Origin of the sequence: Candidatus Poriferisodalis sp. (assembly GCF_965221945.1) — a bacterium.
Taxonomy (GTDB): domain Bacteria; phylum Actinomycetota; class Acidimicrobiia; order Acidimicrobiales; family Poriferisodalaceae; genus Poriferisodalis.
Genome location: NZ_OZ244925.1, coordinates 3173159 through 3192653, shown reverse-complemented (window position 1 = coordinate 3192653; position 19495 = coordinate 3173159). Strand labels below are relative to the sequence as shown.

The following is a 19495-nucleotide window of genomic DNA, read 5'->3' as shown; positions in this document are numbered from 1 at the left end:
TTCGCCATGCGCGGGCGCTCAGCTGAACTCGTATTCGAGGACGTTGTCGGGTCGGCGGGAAACCTTGACTTCGCCGATGTAGCGGAGGTGCTCGAGATGGGCGAAAGTCTCTGACTCGGCCATCGGACCCCACGAGCGCTCCTTGAACAGCTGTTTCATGTAGTCCTGCACGGGGGCACGTCCGAGCCGGTCAGATGAGGTGCGGAGCAGGTCCAGGCGCTCGTTGTGGTGGCGCTTGATGTCGTCAACGCGACTCGCGAGATCGGTGAAGGGCTGGCCGTGAGCCGGCAAGCCCATCGTGACGCCGTCGAAGGTGGCGACTCGATCGAGGCTGGAGAAGAAGTCCTTCAGCGGATCACGCGCCGTCGTGATGCCTGAGATGTGCGGTGTGATCGTCGGCAGCACATGGTCGCCGCAGATCATCAGCCCGCCCTCAGGATCGAACAGGCACAGATGGTCGATGGTGTGCCCGGGCGTGTGGATCGCCACGAATTCGCGCCGCGCCAGCTTGATCCGGTCGGCGTCCTCCACGCGATGGGTGGGATGCGGCGTGGCGAACCAGCGACCGCCCCAGCCGTTGCGCATCGCGAAATACCCGACCTTGGCGCGCAGCGGCATTTTGTAGCGCTGACCACCCCAAGGTGTAGGTCCGGCCGGACCGGTATCGCGCCCGCTGTACACCGGGTCGGCGACAAGTTCGTTGTTCTCGCCGTCGGACGACACCGTTTCGAGCGCTTCTTCGTCCTCATCGGCCGTGTCCCACCACAGCCGAAACCGTCGATGGGTCACCAGGTCCGCTCCGAACTCGCGAGCGAAGCGCCCCGCTGCTCCGAAGTGGTCCGGGTGGCTGTGGGTGACGATGATCGAGTGGACTGTCTCGGGCGGAACTTCGGCTTGCGCCAGCCCAGCCATCAGTGCCTTCCAGTTCGCCGGACCGGGCAGGCCCGGATCGACGAGAGCGGCGCCGCGGTCGTCGTCGAGGATGTAGCAGTTGACGTGCCCGAGGCCCGGCATCGTCATGGGCAGCTGCAGCCGGCGCACGTCCGGTGCGAGCTCGGCGATCTTGCCGTCGGGCGGCATCTGCTCCTCGCGGGTGGGACGCGACACGGGCTGCAGGCTAGCGAGCTATTTGATCCTTCTAACGAGCGTTCGATTCTGGGTCAGGACCCCGAACCGATCCGGCGACTGATCCGGCGGCAGGCTCGGTCACGTCCGATCTCAGCCACTGCTCGCGGTAGAAGCGGAGCTCGTCAATGCTCTCGAGCACATCGTCGAGGGCCCGATGCTTGGTCGTGCCGGCACGGGATCTGCTCAGATCGGCCCACGCCTCGGCGACCTCGGGCCGCCAGCGCTTTGCGAGCTCCTTGACCGACGACACGTCGATGACTCGGTAGTGCAGATGTTGTTCCAGCGCGGGCATGTACTGGTCCAAGAAGCGGCGGTCGGTCCCGATCGAGTTGCCGCACAGCGGCGTTGTGCGGGGCTCGGGAACGTGCTCGGTCACGAACGCGAGCGTGCGTTCTTGCGCTTCGGCGACGGTGATCTGCGATGCCCCGATCTCATCGAGCAGCCCGGTGGCCGTGTGCATCTTGTGCACCTCAGGGTCCATCGCCTCCAGGTCTGCCCGCGATGCTCCGATCACCAGCGACGGACCCGTGGCAACGACGGTGAGCTCGTCATCGGTGATGACCGTCGCGATCTCCACGATGCGATGGCGGCGATGATCCAGCCCGGTCATCTCGAGGTCCAGCCAGACCAGCACGGCTGCATCGTAGGCACGACCTGGACCGCTGACCGCAATAGCGTTCAATCGATGAAGGGCGTGTATCGCAGGAGGTTGTCCCGCCGCGGTCCACGTGGGCGGCTCACGTCGCCAGGTCTCGAGCCCAGCGAGCGACTCCTCGCAGGACTCGCAGTCCTCTTCGCGATCCTGGTCGCCGGCACGACGGGATATGTGCTGCTGGGCCTCGACGTGCTCGACGCGCTCTACCAGACCGTCATCACCATCTCGACCGTCGGCTACGGCGATCCCGAGAACGTGGGCGGCCGCTATCAGCTCTTCACCATTGTGCTCATCCTGCTCGGCACCGGAACGTCGCTCTACACCGTCGGCGTTGTCATTGAAATGCTGTTCGAGGGACGGCTCGACGACCAGCTCAGGAGGCGACGCATGCAGCGCTCCATCGACAATCTTTCCGGTCACGCGGTCATCTGCGGTTACGGCCAGGTCGGCCGGGCCATCGCCGCGGCCATGGTCGACGCAGGAACCGAGGTGGTGGTCATCGACCGGGACCCCGGCGTCGACCCCGGCGATCGTTTTCTGGTACGCGGCGACGCCACCGACGACGGTGCGTTGCGCAATGCCGGGATTGAGCGAGCCAGTTCGTTGGTGCTGGCCCTGGACTCCGACGTCGACAATCTCTACGTGTCCTTGAGCGCCCGCGCGCTGTGTCCAGGGCTGTTCATCGTGGCACGGGCGAATTCGCTCAGTGCGCTGCCGAAACTGCACCAGGCAGGCGCGAACCGTGTCATCAACCCGCACCACATCGGCGGGTCGCGCATGGCCGCAATCGCCCTGCAACCAGGCGTATCCGACTACTTCGAGGAGGTCACCCGCCGGACTGATCAAGATGTCCGCCTGCTCGAACACCAAGTCCCCCAAGGCAGCCCCTATGCGGGCAGGCCGCTGTCAGAACTCGAGCTGGCTCAGAAGACGGGCTGCGCGACGTTGGCGATCCGTCGCGGCGGACGTTGGTTCACGAATCCGCAGGGAGGTCACCAGCTCGCAGAGCACGACCTGTTGGTGGTACTTGGCACCGAGGAGCAGCTGAGCCTGGCACTGGCACTGTTCGAGAGCGAGTTGTCGTCAGGCGGTTGATCGTCAGGTGGGTAGCGCGCCGAACCTCGACCCTCCACGTTCCCGACGCAGCGCGCTCGTCCAACGTTGCTGGCTCAATCGGCTTGGCTCAGTCGGCCACGAGGTGCAGCCCCCGGCGGGCTTGCTCGATGCGTTCGTAGCGCTCGGTGTCGGCGAGGTACCGACGCTTCGCCAATCGTGCCCGTGCACGCTGCCGGCGGGCCTTCGCCGCAGCGACGTTCGTACCGACCCTGCGGGTAGCAACAGCGGCGGCAAAGCCGCTGACCTGTGGACTCCGGGCCGCAAGGCGAGCCGGCGTCTTCGTGTCGCGATGAATCTCGAACTCGAACTGCGAGACATCGAACAACGTGAGCGGCGGCTGTGTCGGCGGGGTCGTCGTCATGCCGTCATGACTACCGATGGGGTGTGACAGACGCTCCCTCGTCAAGCGGCGAGTGTGAGGGCTGGTGTTTGCGGTCGGGTCGGGCGCCACTCACCGACGACGCGGTGACGCGTCGAGCCGGGAGCACTCCCGGCCGGCTTCAGCGCCCCGAGTGTCCGAAGCCTCCGAGACCACGCTCAGTCGCATCGAGCGCATCCACCTCTTCCCACTCCGCCCTCTCGATGCGCTGTATGACCAACTGCGCGATCCGGTCGCCGCGCTGGATCTCGTACGGCTCGGTGGGATCGGTATTCAGCAGCAGTACGCGCAGCTCATCGCGGTAGCCGCTGTCGATCAGGCCGGGCGAGTTCACGCATGTGACCCCGTGCCGCATCGCCAGCCCGCTTCGGGGCTGCACGAAGCCCGCATAACCGGGCGGGATCGCCACGGCGATGCCCGTCGGGACCATGGCCCGGCCCCCGCCCGGAGCGAGCGTGACCGTCTCGGCGGCAAGCAGGTCGCATCCCGCGTCACCCGGCTTGGCATAGGCCGGCAGCGGAAGGTCGGGGTCGAGGCGTCGAATCGGCACAGCCACCACGGCGAGCACTGTAGGTGAGGCTCCAGCTACTGCCGTGGTCGTTGCGGTAGGCCGCCCGGGGCTCGAACCCGGCACCTTGGGATTAAAAGTCCCCTGCTCTACCCGATGAGCTAGCGGCCCGACGTCCGCAGGCACCGATGCGGCGCTCCGGCACTCGTGTCGAGGCTACTGGCGAGGATTCTCGCTCTAGCCTGACGTCGGTGCCCGAAGAGTCGTCTCCACTGGTCTCTGCGCAGACTTCGCCGACAGGGTCGGAGCTGCTGAACGACGCTGAGCTCGACGCCATGGAGGACGACCTTGCACGAGCTGAACGGACCTTGGGCCTGCTGGCGGACGCCAATGTCGACCCCGCAGCTGCAACGTCCTGGCTTGTTGAGCGCTGACGACAGGTCCCGAGCGCGCGCCGAAGCAAATGGGCGCAGCTACTCGATCATGAGGTCGACGTCGGAGGACACCAACTCGACTCTGTTGCGGGGCTCGAGCTGATCCCACGACCACTTCGCATCTGCAGCGGCTCCGTCAAGCCAGAACCACCGTCCTGCCAGATTCGGCATCCGCTCGTCGCCGAGACCGACGCGGGCATCGATGGTCTTGAGCACGCCGGCGTGTCCGACGAGCAGCACTCGGCCGCAGACCGACAGGTGTCGCTGCAGCGCGGGCAGCAGGCGTCGGGCGATGCTGTCCTCGGACTCGAAGCCGGGCGGCCACCGCCGGGCAGCGATGTCGCCGGGCCAGCCTTCGTCGATCTCGGTCCGGGTGAGGCCCTCCCACGGTCCGGCACTGCGCTCACGCAATGCTTCGTCGGCCACGACGTCGCTGACGCTGAGCTGCTTCGCGATGATCTCGGCGGTCCGGCGTGCCCGCTGCAGGTCGCTGGACACGATGAGGTCGAATGTCGGCAGATCGAAGGCCCCTCGACCGGTGTGCAGGTCGCGACCACCCATCACCGGGGTGCGCCAACTGTCGTCCTCAGCTGCGAGCGCTGTTGCCAGGGCGTCGGCGGCAATCTCCGCTTGCCGCTCTCCGAGACCTGTCAGGGGCGGGTCGGCCTGTCCCTGCCAGCGACCGCGCAGATTCCACTCGGACTGGCCATGGCGCACCGCCAGCAACTCTGAATGCTGTGTCACGGCGCCTGACCGTAGCGGGCCGTCGCAGAGACGATCGGTAGCATCGCGGCGATGCCGACGGTGACGATCCGCCTTTTTGCGGGGGCGCGCGAGGCAGCCGGCGTCGGCCGCACCCAGACCGAGGCGTCGTCGGTTGCCGACGCGCTCGACTGGGCCAAGGCGAACTTTGGCGAAGGTTTCAGCGCCGTATTGGCAGCCAGCCGCGTCTGGCTGAACGGCGAACCCGCAGATCCCGAGTCGCGTCTCAGCGCCGGCGACGAGATTGCCATTCTGCCGCCGGTGTCGGGCGGTTGAGCGGCGGCGACACGGTGGCGACGCCTCACCGAGCACCGGCGCACATCCCGGCAGCCGTGCTGTGGCTCGGTCCCGCAGCGGCCTTACGTGACGCCAGCATCGGTGCGGGAATCCTGTGGTACGCCGCGCAAGTGGCAGCCATCTGGGCAGGGGCGTTGACGTTTGGGCTGTTCATGACGGCGATTGCCGTGCTTGGGGCCTGGCAGGCGGCAAGCGTTCGCGGCCGTGCCGACGCAATGTCCCAGCCGCACGGCGATGACACACGTGCCGCGCCGGCCACGCTCGAGGTGAACCATCGATTGCCGGCTGCCGCGCTCGCTGGTGCAGTTGGATTCGCGGGCGTCCTCGACACACGGCTCGCGGGCGCGGTGCTCGGAGCGGCGGTCATTGCCAGCTTCATCGTGGTCGGGGCGTTGCGAGCCAGACGCGGCGGCGCCGACGCAACCGCCAGCGAAAATGCACTGCCACCGGCTGTTCTGGCTCGTGCAGGGCTGTTGATTCGCACCTGGATGCACGTCGGGGTCGCCGCCGCGTGCTCGGCAGCGATTGCTCGGTACTCGCTCGGTGCGGTCCTGGTGCTGGTAACTGCTGCGGCTGCCTACGACGCGGCCGCTCACCTCACCGCGGCGGGGCGGCCACCGGGAGTGCGGGGCCCCTTTGTGGGACTGGTCGCGGCCGTGATCGCCATCTTTGCGCTGACCGGTCTGAGCGTGCCGCCGTTCGCACCCTCTGACGTCATCGAGTTCGGTGCTCTTGCCGCGCTGACACTGGCGATCGGACCCGCCGTAGCCCGGCCCATCACGGCTTTCGCGGCGCGGCCGCGGCGCCGGCCGGCGGATTCGCCGAACTCCGCGAACCAAGCACCGGCCGATTCCCGAGCAGGCCAGCGCCCCCGAGCGCGTGAACGGGCGTGGCTGCGACTGAGTGGGGAGTGGGCAGTGCGCAGGATCGATTCGCTGAGCGTGACCGCGCTGGTTTGGATGTGGGGGCTGGGTCTGCTTGCCATCTGAGCATTCGAATCGGCGCGAACCGGGCGAGACCGCTAACACTGCCGACCCGTTAGTGCTGGACGGACGATCTGCGTAGCGTTGTCGGCTGTGGCCCCCACCGCATCGGACGATTCCGGGTATCCGGCGACTCGGCTACCCCGCAGCGATGCCCCGGATCGGCGGGCATCTCGCGAACCTGGACGCGTCTCATCGGTAGCGGTGCTGTGCATGCACACCTCGCCGTTGCACCAGCCCGGCAGCGGCGATGGCGGCGGTTTGAACGTCTACGTGCGTGAACTCACCGCGGCGTTGGCGCATCTCGGCGTCGAGTGCGACATCTACACCCGGCGCACCGATCCGTCACAGCCCGATGCGGTGGATGTGGAACCTGGGGTGCGCGTCACCCATGTCGATGCTGGCGCTCCCTCGCTCGACAAGGACGACATGCCAGCGGTGGTCGCAACGTTTGTTGACCAAATCGCCGAGCATCTCGTTCGCCGACCGGTCGATGCCATCCACGCGCACTACTGGCTGAGCGGCATGGCGGGACACGAATTGAAGCACCGCCTCGACGTGCCCCTCGCGGTCACCTTTCACACATTGGGGCGCGTCAAGACGAGCACCGGTGATGCCGAACCGCGCCACCGCGGCGATGCAGAACAGCGCATCATCGACTGTGCCGACGCCGTGTTCACCTCGGGAGACGCCGAGGCCAGCCAGCTGCAGTCGCTGTACGACGTTCCGTTTGAACGGGTCCATGTGCTGACCCCCGGCGTAAACCGGGCCATGTTCGCGCCCGGTCAGCGCCACGCGGCGCGGGCGGCGATCGGGCTTCCGCCCGGACCGGTGCTCCTGTTCGTCGGCCGTCTCCAGCCGCTCAAGGGCGCCGAACTGGCCGTCGAGACCCTTGCAGCCACAAGAGTCGCTTCTTCCGACGGAGCCCAAGCCCAGCTGGTCATCGTGGGAGGACCCAGCGGTCCGCAAGGCGAGTCCACGCTGGCTCGGTTGAGGGCCATGGCTGACGATCTGTCGGTCGCTGACCATGTGCGGTTCGTCGAGCCGCTCCCGCATCACCTGCTGTCGACCTACTACCGAGCAGCCGATGTGTGCCTGGTGCCGAGCCGCTCGGAATCGTTCGGCCTGGTTGCGCTCGAGGCCGCTGCCTGCGGGACACCCGTGGTCGCGTCCGATGTGGGCGGCCTGCGCGACAACGTCGTCGAGAGCCAGACCGGGTATCTCATCGCCGGCCGTGACGCCGACGCGTACGCCCGCCGGGTCACCGACATCCTCACCGATCCGCTGCTGGCGCTGCGCCTCGGCGATGCCGGCTCTCGCCGCGCGGAACGCTTCAGCTGGCGCGCGAGCGCGACTGCGGCTCTCGAAGCACTTGACACCGCGGCGCGCCGCGAACTCGTTGCCTGCGTGTGAGTCACCCGGGCACCAACTCATGACCCGTCGCCCGGCCACCGACGCCGAACTTGATCAGCTCGAAGCTCGCATGGATGCCTGGCTGGCGCAGTGGGCTCGCTCACAGGCCGAAGGCGCTCCCGACGAGCGCCCCATGTTGATTGACGTGACCCGGGACGATGCAGTGCCGCGCCGCTGGTACGTGCGCCTGGCGGGGGAGTCCCGTGACGTGATTGCCATTTGGCTGACGCTGCGTCAACGCACGTTGGCCTACGAGTCCTACGTGCTCCCAGCTCCTCCGCAGCGACCAGACCAGGTGGCCGACTTCGTCCTGCGCCGCAATTACGCGCTTGTGGGCGCCCAGTACGGCATCGGCGCCGAAGATGCGCTGTACCTGACGGGTGAGCTGCCGACGCATTGCGTCGACGAGGACGAACTGGATCGGATCGTCGGGTCACTCTGGGCGTACATCGAGCGCGACTTCACGACGCTGCTTCGCCTGGGCTTCCAGAAGTAGATCCCGAAATTCATTTGACGGCTTTCATTGTCTTCTGATTGATTTAGCCCTTGCCGGGGCATTCGCCAGCAGGCATGCAGGGAAGTGCCCCACTCACGGCGAGTGCCCCGGCACCGTGTGTTCAGGCCCCTCGTGAGATCCCGGAGATCGCCTGAGCCCGACATTCGATGCTGACGACATCGGAAACCTCGGCGGAAGAGGTTCGGATGCGGTCCGGTACCTTGATCCCATGGCTGAGGTGGTCGAACTGCTCATCGTGGGTGGCGGCAAGATGGGCGAGGCGCTGCTCGGCGGACTGCTCGCGGCTGGTCGCAGCGCTGAGACAATCTGCGTAGTCGAACCGATCTCGGCTCGCCGGGATGAACTGGCCGGCCGCTACGGCGTGTCGACCTCGGACGACGTCGTGGCTTCGACCGGTGCCATTCTGGCAACCAAGCCCGACGTGATCCCGGCTGTCGCGGGTGCCGTCACTGCTGTCGGCACCGACCGCATCCTCTCGATTGCCGCCGGGGTCACTCTGAGGTCGCTGGGCAATGCTGCTGGCAGCGACACCCCCATCGTGCGTGCGATGCCCAATACGCCTGCGCTGGTGTCGCAAGGTGCGGCGGCAATCTGCGGAAACGATCAGGCAACCGATGCGGACTTCGCATGGGCCAGCGAGATCCTCGGCTCAGTGGGCAGCGTCGTGCGAGTTTCGGAGCACTTGATGGACGCTGTCACCGGCCTGTCTGGCTCCGGTCCGGCGTATGTCTTCCTTGTCGCCGAGGCGATGATCGAAGCGGGCGTGCTCATGGGCCTGACCCGCCCGGTGGCGGCCGAGTTGGCCAACCAGACCTTGCTGGGCGCTGCGACGTTGCTGGCCGAAGGGCGTTCGCCTGCCGACCTACGGGCCGACGTGACCTCGCCTGGCGGCACGACTGCGGCCGGGCTCCGGGAACTGGAACGCCATGGCGTACGGGCCGCGTTTGCTGCGGCCGTCGAGGCGGCGACCCGCCGGTCGGCCGAACTCGGCAAAGCGTGATCGAAGGCCGAACGAGGACCGGCGACCCGAGATGACGGGCTTCGACACCGTCACCTGCCTGAGCGATCTGGGTACCACAGACGAATCGGTGGGCGTCATCCATTCGATCCTGCGCCAAGCCGCGCCTCACGCGGCTGTCATCGACCTGTGCCACGAGATCGACCCGGGCGACACGCGCACGGCGGCGTTGATGCTGGTGCGCAGCGTGCAGCATCTCGCCCCGGGCGTTGTGTTGGCATCTGTGGGTCGGCTGCTGGACCGACCCGCAATAGCGGTATCGGTCGGCGGCGGCCAGTCGATGCTGGTCGGCCCTGACAATGGCGTGCTGGCTGCAGCCACTGCAGCGGTGGGCGGCGCGGACGCAGCAGTCCGGATCTCCGATGGCGGCGACGCGGACCACCAAGCGGTGCTGCACCCGGCCCGTGACGTGCTTGCACCCGCAGCGGGCCGGCTCGCAGCAGGGGAGCCCATCGAGGCGCTGGGATCACCGGTCGACCCGGCGTCGTTGCTGCCCTCGCTGGTTGCCGTGCCACGCATCTCCGACGACGGTTCGGTGGCCGCAGAGGTCCTCGCAGTGACGCGCTGGGGCACGGTGCAGCTCAATGTGGACCGCGACACGCTGGCACCCCTCGGCCAGCAGCTCGTCGCGGAATGGATTGCCAGCGCCAGCGTCGGGGTTTCGGCGGCGGCCAACTCCCAATCGGTCGAGCTGGCTGAGCCGGGCACCGCAGGCACGGGCAGCCTTGCACTGTCGGATGATCCCTACGGCCTGCTCGAGCTCACCGTCGCGGGCGGGAGCGCACACCATCTCGGCTTCGATGTGGGAACCGAAGTGCGTCTGCGGAGGGTGACATGAGACCCCGCACCGCCCTCGTGCTGGCCATGCTCGCTGCACTCATCCTGCTCACGGCCACGATCCGGTTGGTCTTTTTCTTTGCCTGAGCGCCCCAGATCCATATTTCTTACGCGACATTTGCCCGATCGCGTGGAAACGGGGTGTCTGATCGGCGAGACTGTGCAGGCCGCATTCCCGACCCCGGGGTAGTCCTCGTGTCCATCGTTGTCATGGGCGTGAGCCACCGCAGCGCACCTCTCGAACTGTTGGAGCGGTGCACGGTTGCCACCGCCGACGTGCCGAAACGACTTGGTGATCTCGCCGGCTGCCCCAACGTCAGCGAAGCCGTCGTGGTGTCCACCTGCAACCGCACCGAGGCCTACGTCGTTGCCGAGAAGTTCCATGCGGCCTTCGGGGAACTGCGCGACTTTTTTTGCACGCTGTCGGGCGCGGCGCCCGCCGAGCTGTCCGACCATCTCTACGTCCTCTACGACGACGACGCAGCGCGGCACCTCTTCCGTGTGGCCAGTGGCTTGGAGTCGGCGGTGCTCGGCGAGCACGAGATCTTGGGTCAGGTGCGCACTGCGTGGGACACGGCGCGTGCTGAGGGCACCGCAGGCACGGTGCTCAACCAGCTGTTCCGTCACGGCATCAGCGCCGGCAAGCGCGCACGCACCGAGACCGGGATCGCACGGGGCACCGCTTCGGTCAGTCACGCAGCGGTCAGCATGGCTATCGAATACCTCGGCACGCTCGAGGACTGCCGGGTGCTCGTCGTGGGAGCGGGCGAGATGGCCGAGGGGATGATCGTTGCCGTCGCAGCCGCGGGCCCGGCGGCGGTGCAGGTGGCAAATCGAACCCCGTCGCACGCCGAGGCCCTGGCCGCGCGTGTCGGCGGTCACCATCTGCCGCTCGGGAACCTCGAAGACGCCCTCGTCGAGGTCGATCTGCTGCTGACCTCGACCGGAGCGACGTCGGTCATCGTGGACCACGCCAGCGTGGGAGAGGTCATCGAGCGACGTGCCGGACGCCCCCTGCTGATCGTCGACATTGCCGTGCCACGCGATGTCGACCCGGCCGTGGCTCGCATTCCGGGTGTCACCCTGCTCGACATGGACGACCTGTCACGCTTCGCCGACGCGGGCCAGATCGGCAGGCAAGCGGAGGTGGCGGCGGTCGAGTCCATCCTGGCCGCCGAGACGGAGCGCTTCTCGGGGGATCGCACCGCCCGAGAGATGGCGCCGCTCATCGAATCGCTGCGCGGCAAGGCAGAAGCGGTGCGCAAGCGGGAAATCGAACGTGCGCTGGCCGCGCACCCCGAAATCGACGACGACGCTCGCGAAGCGCTCGAACGTGCGACAACGGCCCTCGTCAACAAGCTGCTGCATCAGCCCACCGTCGCCCTGCGGTCTGCGGCGGGCAGGGCCAAGGGCGACCGGCTCGCCGACTCAGTGCGCGACCTGTTCGATCTGTAGAACCTGACCGCGTGAGGATCGCGACACGATCGAGCCCGCTGGCACTATGGCAGGCGCGCGCCGTCGCGACAGCGCTGACGGCAGCCGGATCATCCCCTTCCGACATCGAGCTCGTGCCGGTCTCGACGAGCGGCGATCTGGATCTGTCCACACCAATCTCGCAGATGTCCGGTCAGGGTGTCTTTGTGACCGAGGTGCAGACGGCGGTGCTCGATGGACGGGCCGACGTGGCGGTGCACAGTGCGAAGGACATGCGCTCAGAGCCGACCCCGGGCTTGACGCTGGCGGGCTGTCTTGGCCGAGGCGACGTGCGCGATGCGCTCGTGGGTCTGGCTCTCGACGCGATTCCCCGCGGGGGAGTCGTCGCGACCGGATCACAACGACGCGAGTGCCAACTGGCGGCGCTGCGGCCCGATCTGCGTTTCGCCGGCCTGCGCGGGAACATGGCCCGCCGCATCGCCGCCGCGGAAAATCCAGACATCGACGCCGTGATCGTTGCCGCAGTGGCGCTGGAGCGTCTCGGCGAGTCACACCGCATTGCGCAGCGATTCAGTCCCGATGAGCTCGTTCCCCAAGTCGGGCAGGGCGCCATCGCAATCGAGCATCGGGACGGCGACGTTGCCACCGCTGCCGCAGTTGCGGGGATCATCGACCAGATCACGACACGTTGCGTGCATGCAGAACGCTCCTTTCTGCGAACGCTCGGCGGCGGTTGCGAGCTGCCCACCGGGGCCTACGCCACCACCGGCGCTGACGGGAGCATCGAGATGACGGCACTACTGGCAACACCCGACCACTCCGAGATTGCGCGCGCCTCTGGCAATGACCTCGACGGCGAAGCGCTCGGCGAGGCGCTCGCACGCGAGCTGCTCGCTCGGACAGGGACAAGCGGTGACTGAGAAGCGCCTCGACGTGCTGGCCGACCGCACGGTCGTCGTGACGCGGGCGTCGCACCAGGCCAGCGGGTTGGTTGAAGCCCTTCGCCGTCACGGCGCACGTCCGGTGGTTGCCCCAGCCATAGCGGTGGTGCCGCCGCTCGATGGCGGCCAGCCGCTCGACGACGCTCTGCTGCGGCTCGAGCAATTCAGCTGGGTCGCTTTCACGTCACCGAATGCGGTCGCAGCAACGCTCGCCCGTGCCGATCGTCGCGGTGTGCGGAAGCGCTTCGCACGGGTCCGCGTCGCGGCGGTCGGACCCTCGACGGCAGCGCGCATCGAGGCCGAGCTGGACCGTCCGGCCAACCTTGTGCCCGACCGCAACGACGCAGTCGGGCTTGCCGCGGCCTTCGGAGATCCACGCCCGGGCGATGCGTGCTTCGTGCCGCACTCCGCGCAGGCCCGCCCTGAACTCGTCGACGGCTTGACAGCCCGCGGCTGGAATGTCACGGCGGTGAGTGCGTACCGCACGGTCACACCGACGCTGTCGGACCACCTCATCGCCGATGTGGCCACCGCAGATGCGGTGATCTTCGCCTCGCCGTCTGCGGTGCAGGGCCACCTGACCCAGATCGACGGTGAGCCGGTGAGAGGTGCGGTGGTGTGCATCGGCAGCACGACTGCCGCTGCGTGCACCGAGGCTGGCCTGCCGGTCGCCGCAGTCGCCGCCCGCCCCTCCGACGACGGTCTCATCGAAGCAGTGATTGCTGCTGTGAATGGCTGATAAGAGCGCTCTGCAACACTGGTGCCGTGACTCGCACACCAGAAAACCATTCGAACCCCATAGACGCCGCGCGTGAGACTCCCCGCCGCGGACGACGGATGCCGTCGTTCCGCGTTGCAAACAAGAGGAGGCTCACCGTGGGCGCAACACATGTGTCTGTCATCGTCAAGAACCCGGCCGAACCCGATCGGACGTGGGAAGGCGAGTTCTTGGTGGACACGGGGGCCATAGATTCCCTTGTGCCGCGCCAGCACTTGGAGGCCATCGGCATCACGCCGAGAATCAAGCGCACCTTCGAGCTCGCCGATGGCACCTCGAAGGAGTTCGATGTTGCCCACGCTGAGTTCGAGTTCATGGACCAGACCGTCTGGGGCTCGGTGATCTTCGTAGACGACGACACAGAGCCGCTGCTCGGCCTGACAGCGCTCGAATCCGCCGGCATCGAGGTGGACCCGCGGAACCAGCAACTGAAGCGATTGTCCGCGGTACGGCTCAAGTCGCTCGCGCCTGTCTGAGACCGGCGCGCCCGGCGGGCGGGTGCCAAACCGGTCAGCAGACTGCGGTAGACGCGGCGAGTCACAGTACGTTTGGTGCGCTTCTGAATCCGTGATTGTTCGTTGCTCGCCCCATGATCAGCCGGTGATTGCGTGCTGAGACATGGCCTACGCTGCGGGGCCGTGACGCAGCCGCACCCGACGAATGCAGCACTGTTCGAGGCTGCGCAGCGGGTCATTCCCGGCGGGGTGAACTCGCCAGTGCGAGCCTTCGGGGCTGTCGGCGGCACCCCGTACTTCGTGGCACGGGCCGAGGGGCCGTATGTCTTTGATGTCGAAGGTCGCCGGTATCTGGACTTTGTGCAGTCCTACGGGGCGATCATTCTGGGTCACGCACACCCGGCGGTCACTGAAGCGATTGCCGCGGCGGCTGCTCAAGGCACGTCGTATGGCGCGCCGACCGAGCGGGAGGTTCGGTTGGCGAGCCTGATCGCCGAGGCTGCACCCGGTGTGGAGCAGGTGCGGCTGGTGAACAGCGGCACCGAGGCCACGATGACTGCGGTGCGTCTGGCTCGCGGGTACACCGGACGACCTCGCATCATAAAATTCGCCGGCTGTTATCACGGCCATGCAGATGCGCTGCTGGCTGCGGGCGGCAGCGGAGTCGCCACGCTCGGGCTGTCGGGTTCAGCCGGAGTCCCGCCGAGCGCGGTGGCCGACACGGTCGTCGCGCCCTACAACGTGGTGCCCGAGCTCGACGACCAGATTGCTGCCGTGGTCGTCGAGCCAGTGGCGGCGAACATGGGCTTGGTGCCCCCGGCTCCTGGCTTTCTGGAGGGCCTGCGACAGGCCTGCGACGAAGCGGGAGCGCTGCTGATCTTCGACGAGGTCATCACCGGATTCCGTCTCGGCCCCGGCGGCGCAGCCGAGCGGTACGGGGTCACGCCCGACATCTCGTGCTTCGGCAAGGTCATCGGCGGCGGCTTGCCCATCGGCGCGCTCGGCGCGCGTACCGAGATCATGGAAACGCTGGCGCCGACCGGTCCCGTGTACCAGGCAGGGACACTGTCGGGGAACCCATTGGCGACTGCAGCGGGGCTGGCAGCTCTCGAACAGCTCACGCCGGCGGCCTATGCAGAGCTGGAAGCGCGGGCCAGCCGATTTGCCGACGGCGCGCGCGACGCGCTGGCTGACGCTGGCTTCGATGCCGCGGTGTGCCAGGTCGGCACACTCGTCGGTCTGTACTGCGGCGCGGGGCCCGAACCGGGCTGGGTGCCGGCGGACTACGACGACGCTCGCACCACCGACGAGCAGGCCTATGCACGGCTCCACGCCGAGTTGCTGACACGCGGCGTGGCGTTCGCCCCTGGTGCCTACGAGGCGATCTTCGTCAGCCTCGCCCACACCCCCGACATCATCGAAGAAGCCTTGGCTGCCATCGCCGCTACTGCTACTCCAATCTAGGGTTGGGATCGCAAGCAAATGGACACATTCGAATCAACCGCGTCCAAGTTCGAGTCGTTCATTCGGCAGAATTGGAAGCCCGGTCAAGCTGAGCAGGCAGAAGAATATCTGCAACATGTGATACACAATCTCGAAAGATTAATCATCGGGAGTGTAGTTGGTAGCTTCTTTCGGTACCTAAAGCAAAACCTCACGCCCGCCGAGTATGCTTCATTGCCGTCACTTGGCCGCCAAGTGTTGCAAGGAAGATCGATACATTTCCGTAGCGATGACGAGCGAAGGCAATAACTAGAGGTAGAGCAGCAGGAACGGCACCGACGGGAAGCGATCAGACGCCGAGAAGCAGAGGAGCAGGAACGACTGCAGCAACAGCGACGCCAGCGAGAGTTCGAGGATGCAGCAGCACGGCTGGCTGAGGTTCGGACATTGCGAGGTAAGCTTGACGCTCTTCGTGGTGCTAGCAACGGCCATATTCGTTCGCTGGAGTGCGCAATCGAGAAACGGGTCCACGATGACTTTCTCGAATTCGATAAACATGTAAGCGAGAATTGGTCGTCGTTGCCGCTCATTACTCGGTTCTATCGACGCGAGAGGGCGAACTTCGTTAGTCGTTGGGCGGAGCGGAGCCATGGTCTGTCGCTGGACAATGAGCAGGGAGCGGCTGTCGGTGCAGTAACTGGCAATGTTCTGGTGACGGCGAGGGCTGGCTCCGGAAAGACACGGGTACTGACTGCGCGTGCGCTGTTTCTGCACAAGCACTGCGGAGTGCCGGTACATCGCATCATGTTGTTGGCGTTTAATCGTCGCGCGGCATCGGAGATGGAGAGTCGTTTACGGGAGTGGCTTGGTGATGACATTCCGCATGTGATGACGTTCCATGCTCTTGCGTACGCTTTGGTACACCCGTCGGAGAAGCTGTTGTTTGATGACAAAGATGAAGGCAAGCAGCATTTGAGCGAAGTGACTCAGCAGGTCATCGACGAACATGTTAGGTGCCCAGATTTTGCGAATCGTATCCGGGATTTGATGTTCGAGCACTTCAGTGCAGACTGGTCTCGAATCTTGACTGGTGGTTATCATCTATCCGGACAGGAGTTTCTCGATTATCGGTACTCGCTGCAGCATGAAACGCTCCGAGGCGATCGTGTCAGCAATTTTGGTCAAAAGGCCATAGCGAATCTGCTTGCCGAGCACGGCGTGAAGTATTGGTTCAAGCGAACGATTCGCTGGGGAGGCCGGCGGCTGCGAGCCGATTTCTCCGTTCCACGCGACGCACAACGGGATCTGTACATCAGATTTGCCGATTCGACACACAGCGACGACGATGCTGCTTGGAAGAAGCTCGCCGATGCGGTCAAGGCCGGCAAGTTCAAGGGTGCGCTGCTGGAGTACGGTCCCAGCGAACTGCAAGCGCTGGGCAAAGCGGGATTCGCCCAGCGTTTGTGCGATGATCTGCGAGAGCACGGCCTGAAGCCCCGACGCCTCGACGCAGACGAGCTGTGGAAAGCAGTACGCGATCGCGCGGTCGACAGCTTCACTCAGGCCATGGTCAATTTCGTTGGGCGGTGCCGGCAGCGTGCATGGTCCCTTGAGGAACTAGATGATTAGTTCCAAGGGGTCGGGTCCACCGGTTGTGGGGTGAGGGTGTCCAAGCTCGGGGTGTGTATTCACGCTTCGATCTTGGAGGTTCTCAGCATGGGCCCGGACTTGGACACCCTCGCGACCGCACTGTATGTGAGGATCGATGACCTGTTGGCGCAGAACCCTGGGTGGGCTCCGCGGCGGCCTGTGGTGGGGTTCGCCCCGAAGCTGTCGGACGCGGAGCTGGTCACCTTGGCGGTGATCTCGGCGCTGCTGGGCTATGACAACGAGTCGCAGTTCGTGCGCTACGCGAGAGCGCATCTGGGGCCGTGGTTCCCGTATCTGCCCAACCGCGACGGCTACAACAAGCGGCTGCGGCGCAGCGCCGAGATGATCGCTCGTGTCATGGGATGGCTCGCACGCGAGTGCGAGTCGTGGCACGACGACGTGTGGCTGGTGGACTCCACCCCGGTCGAGTGCGGCACCAGCCGCGAGACCCAAAAGCGCTCTGACCTCGCGGGATGGGCCCAATACGGCTACTGCGCGTCGCATTCCCGCTGGTTCTGGGGCTTGCGGCTGCATCTTGTGGCCACCCCGGCGGGGCTGCCGATCGCGTTCGCTCTCGCCGGCGCGAAAGCCGACGAACGCGACGTCTGCGCCGACATGATCGACGCCGCCGGGATCGCCCGGCCGGGCCAGACCCTCATCGCCGACAAGGGCTACCGCTCTGCTGCGTTCGAAGCCGACCTCAACGACGTCGGCATCACCGTGCTGCGCCCCGCCACCCGATCCGAGGCCCCACGGCCCGGCGCCAGATTCCTGCGGCCCCTGCGCCAGATCATCGAATCGATCAACCAGACCCTCAAAGGTCAGCTCAGCCTCGAACGCCACAAAGGCCGCACCAAAGCCGGCGTCGCCGCGCGCATCGGCGCCCGGCTCCTCGCCCTCACGGCCGCCATCTGGCACAACGAGACCTACCACCGAACACGCCCCAGCCGCTCACTCACCGCCTACGACCACTAAACCCTTGGAACTAATCATCTAGATCAGCATGCCATTCAGCGCAAGATGAACGAGGACCCATCAGACTACGAAATCGAGTTCTACCGTATCGGACGGCATGTGTATGCGGCTTACTTGGCACGGCTGGAACGTGACGAGCTGGAAGACTTCAACGGCCTCATGCTGAAGGCAGCGGAGAAGGTCAAGGGCGGGACGACCCGGTTCGAGCGCAAGGGAAATGCCGGCGACATCAGGGACATCGATCATCTGCATATCGATGAGTACCAAGACTTCTCGCGATCGTTCTACGAGCTCACGTCTGCCATGCGCCAGGCAAATCCCGACATGACGGTCTTCGCGGTCGGAGACGATTGGCAGGCGATCAACGGCTTCGCAGGATCTGATCTCGCCTACTTCCACAATTTCGACGAGCATTTCCCCCATGCTCAGCACTTGTCGATCACGCAGAATTATCGCTCGCAGAAGCAGATCGTCAACGCCTCGAACGCTCTGTTGGCCGACGATGACGAACTCGCCGAAGCTGTCAACAAAGATGATGGACTGGTGGGAGTTTGCAACTTGGACAAGTTTGACCCAACGCCGTTGGAACGTGAAGCTCTGCGTGCGCGTAAACGCAGTAGCAGTTCGGGAGCTGACGAGCACGAGATCGCTGTGGCGAGAATTGCGCAATGGCTTGCCCAAAAAGGCGAAGTCGCGCTGCTGAACCGGACCCGAGACCCCGATGCGCTCCCCGGCCGGACACCGAAAGCAGCCCAGGTGGCGCTCTGAGAGTCCATGATCGAGGAGCTGCGTGATCACATCATTGTGGACACAGCCCACAGCTACAAAGGACTCGAATGCGATTCGGTGGTCATCCTGGATGCAGTCGCGAATCACTATCCCCTCATCCACCCACATTGGATATTCGGCCAGATTTTCGGCGACACGCTGGAATACATCGAAGCGGCTGAACTGCGTCTCTTTTATGTGGCAGTCAGTCGCGCAAAAGATCGGCTGATCATTTGCACACAAGACTCCAAGCGAAGCCCATTTCTTGATACGATCCGATCGGCGCGCGATGTCCCGACGCTTGACCTCAACAAACTGCCTTCCGTGGTACGGAAGGACTCGCATCGCTACGAGGTGCGAGTCCTCAACTCATACGAAGTCCGGAAACTGTTGAAGGATGATGGCTTCACCTTTGTCCCTGAGTCGGACTCCCGGCTGCCCTACTGGTCAAAGGTGATACCCGCTGAAGAGGTATCGGCTGACTGGATCGATAAGGCCCTGTGGAACGACGGCAACGTGATCATTGAGGTGTACGACCAAACCAACAAGCGCATCTGGTCGTCAACAGATGGTGGTGATGCGTCAGCATTGGCGCCCGCCGACCCGTTCTGATTTACCAGTCCCCGTGTCGCTCGACAATGGCGCCCGCTTCGAGGTCGTTACCTTCTCAGTCGTGACGGGCGAGCCTGTGACGCTCGTGGCGGGGAGCAGGGTGGCTGTCCGTCGCTGTTGCGCAGCGGCCTTGCGTATCATTGCACATCGATGTTATGATGCGGTGATGCGCACCACCGTCGATTTGCCCGACGACCTGCACGCTCTCGCCCGCGAGCTGGCCCATCAGCAGCACAAGACCCTCAGCGGGGTCATCGTGGAGATGCTCCGTAAGGCCACCGGAACCGGAAGCGCCACCCGTGACTCATCCCACGAAACTGGGTGGCCCACGGTAAACCTCGACCGACCGATCACCATCGAGGACGTCAGGTCGCTCGAGGACGAATGGTGAA

The 19495-nt window shown here is 65.6% G+C and carries 24 protein-coding genes and 1 tRNA gene; 18 read left to right on the top strand and 7 right to left on the bottom strand.

The genetic code is table 11. The features are described from left to right. Window positions 1-18 precede the first annotated feature (18 nt). Complete coding sequence (locus tag ACOQPH_RS15005) at window positions 19-1107, bottom strand: MBL fold metallo-hydrolase (protein ID WP_420622149.1); 1089 nt, start codon at window positions 1105-1107, stop codon at window positions 19-21. 31 nt (window positions 1108-1138) lie between these two features. Continuing rightward, window positions 1139-1762, bottom strand: a complete 624-nt coding sequence (gene orn / locus ACOQPH_RS15000; RefSeq protein ID WP_420622148.1) for an oligoribonuclease — start codon at window positions 1760-1762, stop codon at window positions 1139-1141. A 51-nt stretch (window positions 1763-1813) separates the two neighbouring features. Here orn and ACOQPH_RS14995 point away from each other — a divergent pair, with 51 nt between their 5' ends. Beyond that, a complete protein-coding gene (locus ACOQPH_RS14995) occupies window positions 1814-2878 on the top strand; it encodes a potassium channel family protein (RefSeq protein WP_420622147.1) in 1065 nt (354 codons plus the stop codon). Between the two features lie 88 nt (window positions 2879-2966). Here ACOQPH_RS14995 and ACOQPH_RS14990 read toward each other — a convergent pair whose 3' ends face one another. The 3 genes from ACOQPH_RS14990 to ACOQPH_RS14980 all read right to left on the bottom strand — a co-directional run bounded on the left by ACOQPH_RS14990 (window position 2967) and on the right by ACOQPH_RS14980 (window position 3957). After that, a complete protein-coding gene (locus ACOQPH_RS14990) occupies window positions 2967-3260 on the bottom strand; it encodes a hypothetical protein (RefSeq protein ID WP_420622146.1) in 294 nt (97 codons plus the stop codon). 139 nt (window positions 3261-3399) lie between these two features. After that, window positions 3400-3834 carry a dUTP diphosphatase gene (gene dut, locus ACOQPH_RS14985; RefSeq protein ID WP_420622145.1) on the bottom strand — a complete coding sequence of 145 codons (435 nt, stop codon included), beginning with the start codon at window positions 3832-3834 and terminating at the stop codon, window positions 3400-3402. A 50-nt stretch (window positions 3835-3884) separates the two neighbouring features. Continuing rightward, window positions 3885-3957, bottom strand: a tRNA-Lys gene (locus tag ACOQPH_RS14980). A gap of 80 nt (window positions 3958-4037) precedes the next feature. On the opposite strand from ACOQPH_RS14980, the gene ACOQPH_RS14975 reads away from it, so the two are divergent. Beyond that, a complete protein-coding gene (locus ACOQPH_RS14975) occupies window positions 4038-4220 on the top strand; it encodes a hypothetical protein (RefSeq protein ID WP_420622144.1) in 183 nt (60 codons plus the stop codon). A 39-nt stretch (window positions 4221-4259) separates the two neighbouring features. Here ACOQPH_RS14975 and ACOQPH_RS14970 read toward each other — a convergent pair whose 3' ends face one another. Beyond that, a complete protein-coding gene (locus ACOQPH_RS14970) occupies window positions 4260-4964 on the bottom strand; it encodes a histidine phosphatase family protein (protein WP_420622143.1) in 705 nt (234 codons plus the stop codon). A gap of 51 nt (window positions 4965-5015) precedes the next feature. Here ACOQPH_RS14970 and ACOQPH_RS14965 point away from each other — a divergent pair, with 51 nt between their 5' ends. The 11 genes from ACOQPH_RS14965 (at window position 5016) to hemL (ending at window position 15119) form a co-directional block, all read left to right on the top strand. Beyond that, window positions 5016-5258: a MoaD/ThiS family protein gene (locus ACOQPH_RS14965; protein WP_420622142.1), complete on the top strand. Its 243-nt coding sequence runs from the start codon at window positions 5016-5018 to the stop codon at window positions 5256-5258. After that, a complete protein-coding gene (locus tag ACOQPH_RS14960) occupies window positions 5255-6268 on the top strand; it encodes a hypothetical protein (protein ID WP_420622141.1) in 1014 nt (337 codons plus the stop codon). The genes ACOQPH_RS14965 and ACOQPH_RS14960 overlap by 4 nt, the downstream gene beginning before the upstream one ends. Before the next feature lie 87 nt (window positions 6269-6355). Further along, complete coding sequence (locus tag ACOQPH_RS14955) at window positions 6356-7675, top strand: glycosyltransferase (protein ID WP_420622140.1); 1320 nt, start codon at window positions 6356-6358, stop codon at window positions 7673-7675. A gap of 19 nt (window positions 7676-7694) precedes the next feature. Then, window positions 7695-8171, top strand: coding sequence for a YbjN domain-containing protein (locus tag ACOQPH_RS14950; RefSeq protein WP_420622139.1), 477 nt, complete (start codon window positions 7695-7697; stop codon window positions 8169-8171). A gap of 229 nt (window positions 8172-8400) precedes the next feature. Beyond that, a complete protein-coding gene (gene proC, locus ACOQPH_RS14945; RefSeq protein WP_420622138.1) occupies window positions 8401-9192 on the top strand; it encodes a pyrroline-5-carboxylate reductase in 792 nt (263 codons plus the stop codon). Window positions 9193-9223: 31 nt separating this feature from the next. Next, window positions 9224-10048: an SAM-dependent chlorinase/fluorinase gene (locus ACOQPH_RS14940; protein WP_420622137.1), complete on the top strand. Its 825-nt coding sequence runs from the start codon at window positions 9224-9226 to the stop codon at window positions 10046-10048. A 140-nt stretch (window positions 10049-10188) separates the two neighbouring features. Next, window positions 10189-11502 carry a glutamyl-tRNA reductase gene (locus ACOQPH_RS14935; protein WP_420622136.1) on the top strand — a complete coding sequence of 438 codons (1314 nt, stop codon included), beginning with the start codon at window positions 10189-10191 and terminating at the stop codon, window positions 11500-11502. Between the two features lie 11 nt (window positions 11503-11513). Further along, window positions 11514-12401: a hydroxymethylbilane synthase gene (gene hemC, locus ACOQPH_RS14930; RefSeq protein WP_420622135.1), complete on the top strand. Its 888-nt coding sequence runs from the start codon at window positions 11514-11516 to the stop codon at window positions 12399-12401. Continuing rightward, window positions 12394-13161 carry a uroporphyrinogen-III synthase gene (locus ACOQPH_RS14925; protein WP_420622134.1) on the top strand — a complete coding sequence of 256 codons (768 nt, stop codon included), beginning with the start codon at window positions 12394-12396 and terminating at the stop codon, window positions 13159-13161. Before hemC ends, ACOQPH_RS14925 begins: the two co-directional genes overlap by 8 nt. Window positions 13162-13298: 137 nt before the next feature. Continuing rightward, complete coding sequence (locus tag ACOQPH_RS14920) at window positions 13299-13676, top strand: clan AA aspartic protease (RefSeq protein WP_420622133.1); 378 nt, start codon at window positions 13299-13301, stop codon at window positions 13674-13676. 162 nt (window positions 13677-13838) lie between these two features. Further along, on the top strand, window positions 13839-15119 hold the full coding sequence (gene hemL / locus ACOQPH_RS14915) for a glutamate-1-semialdehyde 2,1-aminomutase (RefSeq protein ID WP_420622132.1): 1281 nt from the start codon (window positions 13839-13841) through the stop codon (window positions 15117-15119). Window positions 15120-15407: 288 nt separating this feature from the next. Here hemL and ACOQPH_RS14910 read toward each other — a convergent pair whose 3' ends face one another. Next, window positions 15408-15656: a hypothetical protein gene (locus ACOQPH_RS14910; RefSeq protein WP_420622131.1), complete on the bottom strand. Its 249-nt coding sequence runs from the start codon at window positions 15654-15656 to the stop codon at window positions 15408-15410. Window positions 15657-15677: 21 nt separating this feature from the next. On the opposite strand from ACOQPH_RS14910, the gene ACOQPH_RS14905 reads away from it, so the two are divergent. From ACOQPH_RS14905 to ACOQPH_RS14885, 5 genes are all read left to right on the top strand, one after another. Continuing rightward, entirely contained in the window at window positions 15678-16727 is a 1050-nt protein-coding gene (locus ACOQPH_RS14905) for a UvrD-helicase domain-containing protein (protein WP_420622130.1), read from the top strand. Between the two features lie 87 nt (window positions 16728-16814). After that, the gene (locus tag ACOQPH_RS14900; RefSeq protein ID WP_420622129.1) at window positions 16815-17723 is read left to right on the top strand and encodes an IS982 family transposase; all 909 of its coding nucleotides are present in this window, start codon (window positions 16815-16817) and stop codon (window positions 17721-17723) included. Window positions 17724-17768: 45 nt separating this feature from the next. Beyond that, the gene (locus tag ACOQPH_RS14895; protein WP_420622128.1) at window positions 17769-18491 is read left to right on the top strand and encodes a UvrD-helicase domain-containing protein; all 723 of its coding nucleotides are present in this window, start codon (window positions 17769-17771) and stop codon (window positions 18489-18491) included. A gap of 6 nt (window positions 18492-18497) precedes the next feature. Then, window positions 18498-19103: a 3'-5' exonuclease gene (locus ACOQPH_RS14890; RefSeq protein ID WP_420622127.1), complete on the top strand. Its 606-nt coding sequence runs from the start codon at window positions 18498-18500 to the stop codon at window positions 19101-19103. Window positions 19104-19269: 166 nt separating this feature from the next. After that, entirely contained in the window at window positions 19270-19494 is a 225-nt protein-coding gene (locus ACOQPH_RS14885; protein WP_419551246.1) for an antitoxin, read from the top strand. Window position 19495 lies beyond the last annotated feature (1 nt).